This window comes from Romboutsia sp. 1001216sp1 (assembly GCF_039841805.1).
Taxonomy (GTDB): domain Bacteria; phylum Bacillota; class Clostridia; order Peptostreptococcales; family Peptostreptococcaceae; genus Romboutsia_C; species Romboutsia_C hominis.
The window spans coordinates 1-15363 of sequence record NZ_JBDPHA010000002.1 but is presented as its reverse complement, the minus strand read 5'-3'; the positions used below and the strand labels follow the sequence as shown (position 1 = coordinate 15363).

Here is a 15363-nt window from a genome sequence, read left to right as displayed (position 1 = left end):
ATTGAAAATGATTCAAGGAATAGTAAAATGGTTCAATAGTGAAAAAGGATTTGGATTTATATCTGTAGAAGGTGGAGATGATGTATTCGCTCATTTCTCAGCTATACAAGTTGATGGATTCAAAACTTTAGAAGAAGGTCAAAAAGTAAGCTTTAATATAGTTGAAGGTGCTAGAGGTCCTCAAGCTGAAAACATAACTATATTATAATCATATAGATACGTTTTAAAGACTCAAATTTATTTGAGTCTTTTTTATTTATTAATTTTAATAATCATAAATTTTCTGAATATAGCAACAATTAAAAATGTCTATGTGATTTTTTACATAGACATTTTTAGAAATACAAAAGTATTTATAGATACAATGTTTTATAGTATATAATTTACATATCTTTTTTATCTCGAGTTACATCATTTATCCAATTGCCACTTTTAACTCTTATAAATCCAACTATACCTTTTAATATTTCATCACTTTTTAATAGAAAAAATACAATAGGTATTGGTAAATTAAATATAAATGCACCTATAAATCCAAGTGGTATAGATAATCCCCACATAAATATCATTTCATATTTAAATACATACTTATTATCTCCTCCTCCTCTTAAAACACCCATCATAAGATTTGAAGATAAAGACCTAAACAATGCTACTATAGCTGTTGCTGTCATTATTTCTTTTGATATTAATTTCGTTTCTTGTGATATATTATAAAATCCTAATATCACATCTTTACATAAATAAATCATTAAAGCTGATATAACTCCAACTATTATGCTTAGTATGATTATAGTGTTTGCATATTCTTTTACTTTTTCATAGTTTCCTTTACCTATAGCATTACCTATTATAACTGATGAAGCACTAGATAATCCTTGTATAAATAAAGTTGCAAATTGATTTACTACATTATTTATGCTATTTGCTGCAACTACACTAGTCCCCATCCTACCAACTATTATAGATATCATAGACGATCCTACTGACCAACATAGTTCATTAAAAAATATGGGATATGTTACTTTTACATAATCATTAAATATTATTTTATCTATTTTCAAAATATAATTTAACCTATATTTTATTTTACTTTCTTTAAAAATTATATATGCAAATATTATAAAAAATTCTATTATCCTAGATATAACAGTTGCAATAGCTGCTCCTTTAATTCCTAATGGACTTATCCCAAACCTTCCAAATATTAATATATAATTTAAAAATATATTTATAAATAAAGATATACTATGTATGATCATAGGTATTTTAACAGTTTTAATGGACCTAAGTACACCGACAGTAGAAACTGTTAATGAATAGAATACATAACTTATACTAACTATCCTTATATACTTCTCCCCCATTGATATAACTGATATATCATCTGTAAATAGCTTCATAAATGCACCTGGCATAACCATAGCCACTAATACAAATAATATTGATAGTGCTATACTTAGCCAGTATGTAATAGTAATTACCTTGTGTATTGATTTTATATCTTTTTTCCCATAGTATTGAGAGCACATAACGTTAGAGCCTCCAGAAATCCCAAACATTAATATCATCAATATAAAAAAAAGATGATTAGCTATAGCTGCTGATGATAACTCTACTTCGCCTAGTCTACCTAACATAACAGTGTCTGCCATATTAACAGATACTGTTATTAAATTTTGTATAGCTATTGGTATTGATATATCTATTATACTTTTATAAAACGATTTATCTTTTGTCATATACACTTATATTCATTCCTTTCACAAGTACATATATATCTTTTGTATTATTTAAAAGTTAATACATGTACTTATTTACTATTTATGTATATAAAAAAGACTAAGATTTAATCCTAGCCTTTTTATGATTAATCACATCTATATGTAGTTTTTCGTATTTTTGATTTTATATTCTAATTTTTTAGTCAAACATTATATCTATTATATCATCTACTGACATTTTACTAAGAAAATTTCCACTATCTGTATTACTATCTATAAGCTCTTTTACTAATTCTTTTTTCATTTCTTGTAATCTTATAATTTTTTCTTCTACTGTATCTTTAGATATTAGTTTTATAACATTAACAACATTTTTTTGCCCTATTCTATGAGCTCTATCACTTGCTTGATTCTCTACTGCAGGATTAAACCATGGGTCAAAGTGTATAACTATAGATGCACTAGTTAAATTTAAACCTGTACCTCCTGCTTTTAACGATATTAAAAACACATTATCATTATTTTTATTGAAATCTTTAACTAAATTAACTCTATCTTTTGGGTTAGTTTTTCCATCTAAATAGCTATAGCTTATATTTTCATAGTCTAATCTATCTTTTATTTTCTCTAATACTTTTGTAAACTGTGAAAATACTAATATTTTTTTGTCTTTATTTTCTTTTAACAATTTTACAAGCACCTCTAATTTAGAGTTTTTTATCTCATAGTTTTTAACCATTAATTCAGGGGCTATCGCTAACTGTCTAAGCTTAGTTAAATAAGATAATACAGACATATTATCATTTATTTGAATTTTATTTTTAGCTAAACTAAGTAAACCTAAGTATGCCTTTTTATGTTCTTTGTTAAGCTCTACATAATACTTTTGCTCAATTTTTTCTGGTAATTCATTTATAACTTCTTTTTTTGTTCTTCTTAATAAAAATGGTTTTATAAGCTTTTTTAAATCGTCTATATTACCTTTGTCTAAAAATATTTTTTTAAACTTTGATTTATCATATAAATATCCTGGCATTACAAAGTCAAATATAGACCATAACTCTATTAAGTTATTTTCTATTGGAGTTCCAGTTAGCGCAAACTTAACTTTTGCATTAATTTTTTTTACAGACTTAGCTATTATAGAATCTGGATTTTTTATATTCTGGGCTTCATCTATTATACAGTAATCAAATTTTATATTTTTATATTTTTCTGTATCGTTTTTGTAGGTTGTATAAGTTGTAAGTATTACATCATAATTATCTATATGGTTTATAACATCCTCTCTTTTAGACTTATAAGCTAGACCTATTTTTAGATTAGGAGAAAATCTTTTAAATTCTTCAAGCCAATTATAAATAAGTGATGTTGGTGTTAATACAATAGCTTTTTTATTTTCATTAGATTGTAAAAAAGCTATTATTTGTATTGTTTTACCTAACCCCATCTCATCTGCTAAAATTCCTCCAAACTCATATCTAGACAAAGTTTTTAAAAATTCATATCCTTTAATCTGATACTCTCTAAGTTTTGCATTTATATTAGGCTGATCAATTTTTAAATTTTCTACTTTTTTAAAGTTCTCGACTATATTGTCTATATGATGACTTCCTTTTATAATAGAACTATCATTATCTTCTATATATTTTTTTAGATATAGTGATTTATTATTGTCTATTTTCATAGAAGTAAGATTTTCATACATCCCCAAAGTATCTATTAGTTCTAATGATTCTTTTAAATTCTTCTCACTTAAATCCAAGTAATTTCCACTTTTAAGTCTATATAATTTATTGTTTTCTTTATATGCATTGTATATATTTTTATATTCACCTTCACTTATTCCATCTATTTCTAGTCTTGCATTCATATAACCATCTTTTGATGATAATATATTAAATGTTATATTTGGATTTAACTTTGCGCCTTCTTTACTTTCATATTCTTTATCGTTATTTAAATCTTCTATACCCTTTAGTACTATCGCTACTATGTGAGAGCATAAATTATTAGATTTTATACTTTGTGACTCTGAAAAACAATCACAACTTACATTTGATATTTCTCTAGTTTTAGTATTTATACTTATCATTGATGTATAATCTCTTCTTCTTTGTTCATCTAACACAGTTCCATAAAATATACATTTACTGCCATTTTGTTTAGCATAATTGTTTAAAATTACTCCATTTTTGTATATATAATGTCCTGAATTGTATCTACTTCTATCTGTATATGTTTTTAAAATTTCTTCTAAATTTATATTCATTTTATCCACCTTATTTAATTTTTTGTAAGTCTAATTTATCACTATAAAAAATTAAAAGCTACCCTTTTTTATAAAAAATAAGTGTAGAATATATTCTACACTTATTTTTTACTTAATATATACTTAAAACTGATGTTAAACTAGGATCATTTAATAAATAATCAAAGTAACTATGAGCTGAAGTATATCCAATTCCATACTTTTCATTTTTATTATCTACATTTTTATATTCTTCTAAAGCACTCTTTACTGTATTATAGTCCTTCATATTATTAACTTTGTATATATCTCTTTTATCGTTAGGTATATTTGATACATAGTTAGGCTTCATAAAATATCTTGCATCATCTACTTTATGTTCATCACTAAGCTTTTTTAATACTTGTCCATTTCTTCTATGCATTATATGATCATCATATCTATAGTGATGTGCTATATGTGTAACGCTTCCTAACTTTTTTTCAAAGTTTAGTATAGTCTTTTCCATTAGATCATAATGAGTTCCTGGTTTTTTAGCTTCATCTGCTAGTATTATTACATTATCTTTTTTTACTCCTAGTTTATTTAGACATGCTTTAAACTCATTGTTTCTTAGTCTTTCTTTTTCTTTTCTATCTATACCCTTAAATTTTGGGTTATTTTTAAACACATTAACTCCCGACCCATCTGATACTAAAGTTACATATACATTGTCCGTTCCACATTCTTTAATAGCATCTACTATAGCAGTTCCTCCCCATAAAACCTCATCATCTTGATGTTGTGGGTAAAATACCACATGATCTTTAAATCTTTTAATATTGCCATTATTATACTGAGAGTATGCTGTATGTACACCAAATATTACTAACACAACTATTATTATCCCCATTATTTTTTTATCTTTTTTGTCTTTCATTTTCACACCACCTACTATTTTTATTTATATGTCGAAAATAGTCGTCTTTAAGCTTATTTTATATTAGCATACTTTACATCTAAATTATATGAAATTTAATATATTGAAATTTTTTTGTTACCGTTTTGAAATTTTTTTGTTACTTTTTAAATGTTTTTTATATAAATTAAGCTTTATACCCTTAATAATTTTAATAATTGAAAAGAAATAGGGGATAATTAGCCATATCACTATTTATCCCCTATTTCTTTTACTCTATTTAATAAAAACTTACATTTTTTATTACTCTGCATCAAAATCTATATGAAACTTTCCTTCTGGTGAATTTATATCTAAATAAGATAAATTAAAATTTTCATCCATTACGTCTATTTTATATTCAAATAAAACATCATCTTCTTTCTTAGACATAAATATGTAGCTACCATTATCTTTATCTTCTATTTCATCACATATTTCTTCATATATTTCTTCACCACTTACACTTCTTTGGTATCCAGAATTTTTTATTTTCTCTTCTATTAATCTGTATATTTCTTCCATGTTAAACTTCCTTTCTAGTTAAACTACTATATATTATATACTTACATAGTATTTGTTAATTCATAATTATATCATTTAAATATACAGCATAACAATATTTATAAAGTTATTTTCTCTAATATAAGTTTATTTAACCTTTACATATATTGCGAAATTATATTATATATAATATGCTTATCTAAGAGGTGATAATATGAATATATTAGAAAATGATAAACTTATAATAGAATCTAAAAATAGTGGTGCTGAACTAACTAGAATATACTCTAAAGATCTAAAAAAGGAAATACTATGGAATGGAGATAGCACTCATTGGTCAAGACACTCTCCTATATTATTTCCTATAGTCGGTAGATTAAAAGACAACAAAACTTATATAGAAGATAAGTTCTATAATATGAGTCAACATGGATTTGCTAGAGATATGGATTTTGAAATTATTTATAATGATAATACCTCAATAACTTATAGATTAATATCTAGTGATGAAACTAAAAAACTATATCCTTATTCTTTTGAACTTTTAATAAAATATACTATTATTAATAATAGCATAAATACTAATTGGATTGTTTTAAACAAAGATACAAAAGATATGTATTTTTCAATAGGAGCACACCCGGCATTTAATATATATGATGATTTGTGCAATTACTACCTAGAGTTTAAATCTAGAGATATAGTAAAAAGAATAAACTTAGAGGGTCCTTATTTTAATAGTGTAAAAGAAGTTTATAATTTAAATAATTTAAGATTAGAACCTAAGATTTTTGAAAAGGATGCATTAATATATACTAATATAGATAGTATTAACTTAAAATCTAATAAATCTAAAGATTACATAAACATTAATTTTAAAGATTTTCCACTAGTTGGAATATGGACTCCTTACTACAAAGATACAAACTCTACTGCTCCATTTGTATGTATTGAACCATGGTTTGGACTAGCTGACAGTGTAAATTCGGATAAAATATATACTAACAAAGCTTATATAAATAAACTTAAACCTTTAGAGTCATTTAATAGTTTATATACTATAACTATAGAAAAAGAGTAAGGATTAACTTACTCTTTTTCTATATGTTAATTATCTTTATTAATTAATTTTTTATATGGTTTTTGTATAATTATATCTACAACTTCGCCTATTGCTATGTAAATTAATATTTTTGGTTCTGTAAAAGTTATATAAATAAATATACCTATTATAATGACTATTAATCCTATAATTTTTATTAAAATCTTTTTATTGTCTTCATCATAGTCTAAATCGTCTAAGCATCTGTCAAAATCTTCTTTAGCTCCTAAGCTATAAAGTCTTTCACATACAAAAGCTACCCAAAATAGTGGCATATTTACATCATAAAACAATTTATATGCAACTAGAGCTAATATAGAAAATAATAAAGATGAAATAACTACATTATCCTTACTCTTAGCTTTCACTTAAATCATCCTTTCCATATATAAAATATCATACAATATTACTTTTTTCTACATAATTTCTAATTTATATTATAAAAATAAAGAGCTGCCTTATAAAGCAACTCTTTATTTTTATCCAATTATAGCATCTTTAATTTTTCTATTTATGTTATCCATATACTTATCTCGTTTTATTTTGTATTCATTATAAGAGTCTATATTTCTACATATGCTATTTATTTCATTTCTAACTACATTATTTATACTATCTAAACTTTGTTCATATAATATCTCTATAGAATCTATTTGTATTAATGTACTTGCTACCTCCATATATATATCATGTAATATATATTTACTATCTGATTTAAAATTAAGCTCTAGTTTACCTTGATGTTTTATAGGGACTATTTTTTCTTTTATAAATAATATAAAGTTTTCGAAATCCTTTTTATTATTAAGAGGCTCTACTTCAAATAGTATCCTAAAGAATAAGTTCCATATAAATTCACAGTTTAGCTTGCTCATTATAAAGCTACCTAGTTTTTCACAAAATTCATCTTCAAATTCAGGGCTTTTACCAAATTTTATTTTCGAGTTAAAGTCTATATCTTTCTTAGCTATCTCATTTAGCCTCATAAGACCTTGTATTGTTGTATCTTCACTTATATCTAAGCCATCTTTATTCTTATTAAATGAATAGTTTATAATAGTTTCACAAGGCTTTTTAAAATCTACTATAAATCCTATATCTTTTTCCATTTTTTCAGCAAAAGTATCATATGCAATTTTAGCTAAAAACTTTTCCATAGACTTTTGCTTTAATGTTTTATCTTTTGAAGTGTTTTCATTAAAAGATTTATAAACAGATAAAAGCTGGTTGTCTATCATTGCTAGATTATTTTTTATTGATGCCATAACATCACTTAAAAATTTATCTACCATTACATAAGTATTATTTTTATATATAACTTGATGTTCTATATCACTCCAAAATATATTTACCATGGATTTTATCTGTATTTCAAAATTTATTTTGTTTTTTCCATATGTAAATAAACCATTTATTCTATATATTTCAAATCCATTTTTTTGTTTTCGTGGCTGCTCTTTATCTAGCCTTATCTTAACCTTGTCATTACTTTTATTATAAAAATATATATTATCATCTGTAGTATCAAAATAAGACTTTAATACTTTATATATTAATTTCTCTTCTTCTATAAATCTACACTCTAGTCTTACACCTATTAAGTCTGATAGATTATGTATAAGCTCTTGTGGTGTCTCATATCTTTTTAAATATCTATTTCTTATTATTTTTTCTCTTAAACTATATTCTGTTTTTACTCTTGAATTAACATTTAAATATTCTTGGTCACTAGATTCAAGTATATTTTCAAAATAGTTCTCTAGTTCTTTTGATAGCATATTTAATGTAGGTGTTAAGGAGTTTAATAAATCAATTGACTCGTCTATAAATTCAAATTCTTTAAGGCTCATAATATTCTCCTATTTCTTTTTAGTACTTAAATTTTACACAAAAAAGGGACATTTATCAAATGTCCTTTTTAAATTTTACTGTATACTTATACCAAAATGAGTATTTTAAATAAATTTAGTAAATACTCATTTTTAGCATACATTATATATTATTTATTATTTTTCCCTTAAGTATTTTAAATTCTACTTCATCTATTACACCTAAGTCGTATAAATTTTTTATCTTTAATAATTCATTTTCTACATCATAGGATAAATTTTCATTAGAGTTATTAATTTTATAATTCTCTTTTAAATTATTATCAGCAATTGGCTCTACATTATTACTTATAAATGTATTTTCATTTACAAATATTTCTTTGCTACTTATTATGTCTTCTACTTCTATATTATTTATATCTCTTTGTAATATATTGTTGTCATATACCCTTACACTTTGAACTCTTACTAATTTTTCTATATAATTTTTTATCATAAGACTATTTCTAAGCTTTAAATTATCATTTTCGTAAAGACTATAGATCACTTCTTTTAAGCTGTCTTTTGATTCTTTACTTAATATAAATCCTTTATTAGTTAATATGTCTAGGCATATTTCATATAATTCAATATTTGTATAGTCCTCAAAGTCTAACCATATAGGGAATCTATAATTTAAAGACTCATTTAATAAAACTAATTCTTTCATTTTATCTTTTTGGCCAGATAAAACTATTTTTATTTTATTTTTATTGTTATCTATAAATTTTAAAAGTATAGAAATTATTTCTTTGTAATTATTAATATCTAATAATAAGTGAGCCTTATCTATTAATACTATTTTACCTAAAGATTTATTTAGTATATCTTCTAATTTTAAGCCACTATTTATTTCACCTATTATTTCTCTTATATCAATTTCTACTATATTCTTAGACTTTATCATATCCCTTGAGTAATACATTTCTGCTAATATGTTTAAAATAGATTTTTTACCTGTTCCTACATTTCCTGTAAATACTATGTTACTATACTTATTTCTATTATTTTTTTTGCCTAGTTTTACTCTCTTTTCTTGTATTTTAATAAGTTTGTATTCATTTCTTAAAAATTCTTTTGCTTTTTCATTTCCTTTAAGAGATTTAAGTTTTTCTTCTAAATCAAACTCATACTCTGATACTTTAATTTTTTCTATATCTTTAGTTGTAATTAGATTCATTTCATAGGTGCTTATGTTTTCTTCTGCTATTCTTATGCTTTGATTTCTTATTAGATTTTCTACATAATTTCTAACCATTCTACCATTTCCTGATGTAGAATCTGATTCTTCATATATATCTTCAAAGCTTTTTTTAAGAGATACATATGCATTTTTAGATAATTTGAATCCTGTTGAATCTATTAAATTAATAGCCATTTCTAATAGTTCATTTGGGTTGTAATCTTCAAAAGTTGTCCAAATTGGGAATCTTGATTTTAATCCTATATTAACATCAAAGAAATCTTCCATCTCTTCTTCATATCCTGCAAGTATTACTACAACCTCTTTAGAATAGTCTTCTATAAGCTTAAGAAGTGTTTCTGTAGCCTCTCTACCTAATGAATCATTAGCTAATGTATAGGCCTCATCTATAAATAAAACTCCTCCTATAGCCTCTTTAAACTTTTCTTCAGTCTTTTTACTAGTTTCACCTGGTACCTCTGATATAAAACTTGATCTATCCGTTTCTATCATCTGACCTACCTTTAAAAGACCCATGCTATTTAGCATTTCTGATACTAATCTTGCTATACTAGTTTTACCTGTTCCTGGATTACCTACAAACACCATATTTAAGTTTTGCTCTATTTTAGTATCTATTCCCGCTGCTTTTCTCTTCTCTTGTGCAACTATAAGCTTATATTGGTTTCTAAGTAAGCTTTTAACTTCATTTAAACCTACTATTTGGCTTAGTCTTTCTTCTAAATTAAATTTTGCTTTTGCTTTAAAGTTGAAATTGTCTCTTTCTAGCAAATCTATTTCCTTACTTTTATCATTTATATACTTTTTAGATGCATCTAATATAGCATTTTCAACTATATTTCTTACAAATCTAGCATTACCTAAATCATTTTTACCACTTATTTGATTTTTCGCAAATAAGTCTATTAATTCATTTTTAACGTTTTTTGCTATTCTATATCCTTTTGATTTTGCAATATTTAAAGCTATCTCATACATTTCATACGGAGTATAATCTTCAAAATGTATAGTGTTTAAAAATCTTGATTTAAGACCTGGATTAAATGCTAAAAATTCATCCATATCTTTTTCATATCCTGCAAGTATTACAACTAAATCATCTCTATTATCTTCTATACCTTTTAATAATGCATCTATTATTTCTTTTCCTACTTTATCATCATCACTTTCACATAGTGAGTATGCTTCATCTATAAATAATACTCCTCCCATAGCAGAATTTATTATATCTATAGTTCTTTTAGCTGTTTCTGCTGGGTTTTCTGTTACAAAATCAGCTTTACTAACTTCCCTATATATACCTTTAGATAATATATTTAGTGCATTTAAATATTCAAAAGTTACTCTAGCTGCATTAGTTTTACCTGTTCCTGCATTACCTGCAAATATCATATTTAATGATATATTAGATGTTTTTAGTCCAAGTCTTTCCCTAATTTTTTGTACTTTGTAGTTGTTTTTAACGCTTGTTAAAAATTCTTTTAAATCTTTCATTCCTATAATAGAATTTAATTTGTATTCAACTTCTTCTAATGTAGGTGTTGAATAATCACTAAGTGAGAATATTTCATTTTTTATGTTGCAATATATTTCGTCATTATCTACATATATTAATATTGTACTATTTTCTTTAATATTTTCTTTTAAAATCAAGTTTGTTAAGGGTTTACATAGCTTGTAAGATACATATTCACTAATTCCAAAATTTGAATCTTTTTTATATGTTTCTTGTAAGTATTTGCAAATTCCAAAGTATTCATCGCTTTGATCATCTTCTTTAATATCTAATACTATTTTTACGTTGTGATTTTCTTCTTTTATTTTTATAGTTTCTAGAACTTCTCTTTTTACTATTTTATTTCTTTCCTCCTTATTAAGAGGCTTAGTATATAATACTTTATCTATGTTATTGCTAAATGACTTAGTAAAGTGTTCTTCTATATTAAACTTCTCATCATTAGTTGTATATACTAAGAACTTATTATGACAAACTATATTGTTTATAGTATCCTCATCTTCATCATTTGCTTGTATTAAAAATTTATTTTTTATTATGTAATTATTGTCTAAGTTTAAGCAAGTATTTGGATATACATTTGATAATACATTTAGCATATCTTCACTAGCTTTTTCACTATTTTTAAATAGTATACAAGAAGAATCACTACTTAGTTTTTCATATAAATCTGTTAAAAATGCGCTATATCCTAAATTAAAATTATATGATGCTAAATCTATTTCTTGTATATGTGTATTATCTATAAAATCTGAATTATTTAGGTATTCAAATATCCTTCTTACACTAGTTTTTTTAGCAGTTTCTTTATCCCCTATTAAAAATAATATTCCTTTTTCTTTGTTTATAAATTTTTCTTCAAAATACTCACATATTTCCTTGATAAATTTTTTTTGCCCTATAAGCTCTCTATTTAATTTTCTTTCTATATAACTAAATTTTTGTTTTATAAAGTCTTGTTCATTCTCCATATGATTCACCCTTCAATGTTTTATTATTTTTTATAGCCTTAAGATATTCTTACCCCAAAAATTATATTTTATATATATAATATAATTTTTTTTACAAAAAAACCTCATAGATATCTATGAGGTTTCAAAACTGGTGACCCATCCGCGACTCGAACGCGGGACACCCTGATTAAAAGTCAGGTGCTCTACCGACTGAGCTAATGGGTCTTATATAATTTAATAACATAAGCTTACAGCAACTTACTCATTGCAAGTTATCTGCTCTACTATCTAAATAACTATAAGTTTTGGTGGGATTAACAGGGCTCGAACCTGTGACCCCCTGCTTGTAAGGCAGGTGCTCTCCCAGCTGAGCTATAATCCCAAAGTGGTGACCCATCCGCGACTCGAACGCGGGACACCCTGATTAAAAGTCAGGTGCTCTACCGACTGAGCTAATGGGTCATTTGTTTTGTTTACTTCTCTCAACCACAAATATTATTATATTCGTTTTTTTTTGTTTCGTCAACACTTTTTGTATATTTTTTCAAATTATATTTTATTTTTTTCTATATCTGTTGATTTTTCTACTTTTTTAGAATTATTTTAAATTTAAAAATTAAAAAGAGTAGTAACCTACTCTTTTATTATTTGTTTAATACTATTTTTTTATGTTTAGAATTTATTAACTTTGAAAATACAGTTACTCCTAAAAGCTCTAATACACTTATTATAACAATAGTTCCTCCTGGTGCTATGTCTAAATAAAAAGATATTAATACCCCACTTATTATAGCTATCTCACCAAATAATACTGAATAAAATATTGATTGTTTAAAACTTTTTGCTACTTTTAAGCTTGTAGCTACTGGTATTGAAATAAGGGATGATACTAATAATACCCCAACTATTCTAAGTGTTATTGTTATGCTTGCTGCAACTAATATCATAAATATTGTGTTAATAAGTTTTACAGGTATTTTAGAAAATTTTGCATTTTCCTCATCAAATGTTATATATAATAATTCTTTAAATAATAAACTTACAAATAAAATAATTATAATTGCTACCATAATGATTATTTTTATATCTTCACTACTTACTGTAGCTATACTTCCATACATAAATGAGAATAAATCAAAGTTTGTATTTGATATACTTATAAGTATACCTGATATTCCAACTCCTAAAGCCATTATTATAGCTATTGACAAATCAGCATATTCCTTTAAATAAGTTCTTAATCTATCTATTATTATAGCTGCTATACTTGATGCTACTAAAGATCCTATTAAAGGATTTACACCTACTATAGTAGCTGATGCTATACCTGATAGTGCTATATGTGACAGACTATCTCCTATTAACGATAATTTTTTAAATACTATAAACATTCCCATTAATGGACATATAAGCCCAACTATTAAGGAAGCTGTAAGTGCCCTTACCATAAAATCATATTGAAAAATTTCCAAAATATTGCCTCCCCACTTTAACTACTAAATAAATTAAGCATTATAGATTCATCTATATCTTTTTTGCTATTTTCTATTAATTCTATTTTTTTATTTTTTATTAATGCTAATTTTTTAACTTCTTCTTTTACTATAAATAAATCATGAGATACTATTATTATAGTTAAATTTAATTTTTCATTTAACTCTTTTAGTATTTTATAAAATTCTTTTTGTCCGTTTACATCTATTCCAACTGTTGGTTCATCTAAAAATAGTATTTCAGGTGATTTTACAAGTTCTCTAGCTATAAATACTTTTTGTTGTTGACCTCCGGATAAACTTCCTATTAGTCTATCTTTATACTCATACATTCCTACTAATTTTAAAACTTCATCAACTTCTTTTTTGTATTTTTTACTTACTCTTTTAAACAAACCTACCTTAGATACTAAACTTAATGATACTACTTCTTCTACTGTTATAGGAAATGAACTAGAAAATGAATTTGATTTTTGGTCTACATAACCAATTTTATTCCATTCATCAAAGTTATTTATATTTTTATTAAGTAAGTCAATACTTCCTTTAACTGGTTTTAATTTATTTATCATAAGCTTAAGCAAAGTACTTTTACCAACACCATTTTGCCCTATAATACCTATGTAATCACCTTTATTTATATTTAAGTTTATATTATCTAATATAACTTTATCTTCATATCCAAAGCTTACATCGTTAAATTTAATTACTTTATCCATATTTATCCCTACTTTAAAACTAAATTTAGTGTTTCTAAGTTTTTATTCATTAAAGATATGTAATCTTTATTATTGTCAAAATCCTTTTTACTTATATTGTCTATTGAATATAGCACTGTTGTTTTTATATTAGCCTCATCTGCTATAGTTTTTGCTACATTTGGATTTACAAGACCATCAAATAGTATGTATTTTATATTATTCTTTTTTGCATAGTTAGCTATTTCACTTATTTTGCTAAGAGATGGTTCTTGATTTGGACTAATTCCTGTTATAGATATTTGATTTATTTTATATTCATCACATAAATATCCATAAGCGCCATGAGATACTATTATACTCTTATTTTTTTTGTCTTTTAAATTTTCATCATAATTACTTTTTAGCTTTTTTAACTTTTCTATATATTCATTATAATTTTTTTCATAATAGTCTTTGTTTTTTTCGTCTGCTTTGATTAAAGCATTTTTTATGTTTTCACATTCTTTCATAGCTAAATCTACATTTAACCATACATGAGGATCATACTGCCCGTGATTATGAGATTCATGATTCTCTTTTTCGTGATTTTGTTCTTCATCATAAGTAAGTGGTTTTATACCTTCACTTGCATCTACTATCTGTAGTTTATTTTCACTTTTTATTTTATCTGCAAAGCTATCTAATCCTAATCCATTTTTTATAAGTAAATCAGCATTTTGAATATCTTTCATAAGCTTTGGCGTTATTTCATAGTCATGAGGTTCTACTCCTGGTGGAATTACATAATTTATATTTATCTTATCTTTTCCTATATTTCTTGTAAAATCGTATATAGGAAATACTGTTGTGTAAACATTTATTTTCCCATTGTCTTTAGCTGTATTATTACCACTAGAACAAGCTACAGCACTTATCATTGTTATTACTGATAATAATGCTAGTAATATTTTTTTCATATATTTCTCCTTCCATATGTAAATCTTTATAATTATATCCAAAATATTATTTATTTAATCTATACCATTTTTAATTGATAATAAATATCATTATCGAATATTTTATAACTTTTTACTCATTTAGTCAATATATTACATTTTATGTTATTTATAA

12 protein-coding genes and 3 tRNA genes are annotated in these 15363 nt (G+C 24.7%); 2 read left to right on the top strand and 13 right to left on the bottom strand.

Annotation, left to right across the window (positions count from 1 at the left end):
* Positions 1 to 7 precede the first annotated feature (7 nt).
* Entirely contained in the window at positions 8 to 208 is a 201-nt protein-coding gene (locus ABHC41_RS03225; protein WP_092925171.1) for a cold-shock protein, read from the top strand.
* A gap of 175 nt (positions 209 to 383) precedes the next feature.
* Here the strand turns inward: ABHC41_RS03225 and ABHC41_RS03220 are convergent, their stop codons facing one another.
* From ABHC41_RS03220 to ABHC41_RS03205, 4 genes are all read right to left on the bottom strand, one after another.
* Positions 384 to 1742 carry an MATE family efflux transporter gene (locus ABHC41_RS03220; protein WP_240276257.1) on the bottom strand — a complete coding sequence of 453 codons (1359 nt, stop codon included), beginning with the start codon at positions 1740 to 1742 and terminating at the stop codon, positions 384 to 386.
* Between the two features lie 181 nt (positions 1743 to 1923).
* The gene (locus ABHC41_RS03215) at positions 1924 to 3996 is read right to left on the bottom strand and encodes a DEAD/DEAH box helicase (RefSeq protein WP_271893403.1); all 2073 of its coding nucleotides are present in this window, start codon (positions 3994 to 3996) and stop codon (positions 1924 to 1926) included.
* A 112-nt stretch (positions 3997 to 4108) separates the two neighbouring features.
* Positions 4109 to 4894, bottom strand: coding sequence for a PIG-L family deacetylase (locus ABHC41_RS03210; RefSeq protein ID WP_271893401.1), 786 nt, complete (start codon positions 4892 to 4894; stop codon positions 4109 to 4111).
* A gap of 282 nt (positions 4895 to 5176) precedes the next feature.
* Complete coding sequence (locus ABHC41_RS03205) at positions 5177 to 5437, bottom strand: hypothetical protein (protein WP_092925163.1); 261 nt, start codon at positions 5435 to 5437, stop codon at positions 5177 to 5179.
* Positions 5438 to 5630: 193 nt separating this feature from the next.
* On the opposite strand from ABHC41_RS03205, the gene ABHC41_RS03200 reads away from it, so the two are divergent.
* Positions 5631 to 6497 carry an aldose 1-epimerase family protein gene (locus ABHC41_RS03200; RefSeq protein ID WP_092925161.1) on the top strand — a complete coding sequence of 289 codons (867 nt, stop codon included), beginning with the start codon at positions 5631 to 5633 and terminating at the stop codon, positions 6495 to 6497.
* Positions 6498 to 6523: 26 nt separating this feature from the next.
* Here ABHC41_RS03200 and ABHC41_RS03195 read toward each other — a convergent pair whose 3' ends face one another.
* The 9 genes from ABHC41_RS03195 to ABHC41_RS03155 all read right to left on the bottom strand — a co-directional run bounded on the left by ABHC41_RS03195 (position 6524) and on the right by ABHC41_RS03155 (position 15209).
* Entirely contained in the window at positions 6524 to 6886 is a 363-nt protein-coding gene (locus tag ABHC41_RS03195; protein WP_092925159.1) for a hypothetical protein, read from the bottom strand.
* A gap of 111 nt (positions 6887 to 6997) precedes the next feature.
* Complete coding sequence (locus ABHC41_RS03190) at positions 6998 to 8368, bottom strand: GTP pyrophosphokinase (protein WP_166505642.1); 1371 nt, start codon at positions 8366 to 8368, stop codon at positions 6998 to 7000.
* Between the two features lie 142 nt (positions 8369 to 8510).
* Positions 8511 to 12077 carry an AAA family ATPase gene (locus ABHC41_RS03185; protein WP_240294368.1) on the bottom strand — a complete coding sequence of 1189 codons (3567 nt, stop codon included), beginning with the start codon at positions 12075 to 12077 and terminating at the stop codon, positions 8511 to 8513.
* 131 nt (positions 12078 to 12208) lie between these two features.
* A tRNA-Lys gene (locus ABHC41_RS03180) sits at positions 12209 to 12284 on the bottom strand.
* 81 nt (positions 12285 to 12365) lie between these two features.
* A tRNA-Val gene (locus tag ABHC41_RS03175) sits at positions 12366 to 12441 on the bottom strand.
* Between the two features lie 4 nt (positions 12442 to 12445).
* Positions 12446 to 12521, bottom strand: a tRNA-Lys gene (locus ABHC41_RS03170).
* Between the two features lie 182 nt (positions 12522 to 12703).
* Complete coding sequence (locus tag ABHC41_RS03165; RefSeq protein WP_092925153.1) at positions 12704 to 13531, bottom strand: metal ABC transporter permease; 828 nt, start codon at positions 13529 to 13531, stop codon at positions 12704 to 12706.
* A 17-nt stretch (positions 13532 to 13548) separates the two neighbouring features.
* Positions 13549 to 14271: a metal ABC transporter ATP-binding protein gene (locus tag ABHC41_RS03160; protein ID WP_195238272.1), complete on the bottom strand. Its 723-nt coding sequence runs from the start codon at positions 14269 to 14271 to the stop codon at positions 13549 to 13551.
* Between the two features lie 8 nt (positions 14272 to 14279).
* The gene (locus ABHC41_RS03155) at positions 14280 to 15209 is read right to left on the bottom strand and encodes a zinc ABC transporter substrate-binding protein (protein WP_271893395.1); all 930 of its coding nucleotides are present in this window, start codon (positions 15207 to 15209) and stop codon (positions 14280 to 14282) included.
* Positions 15210 to 15363: the final 154 nt, after the last annotated feature.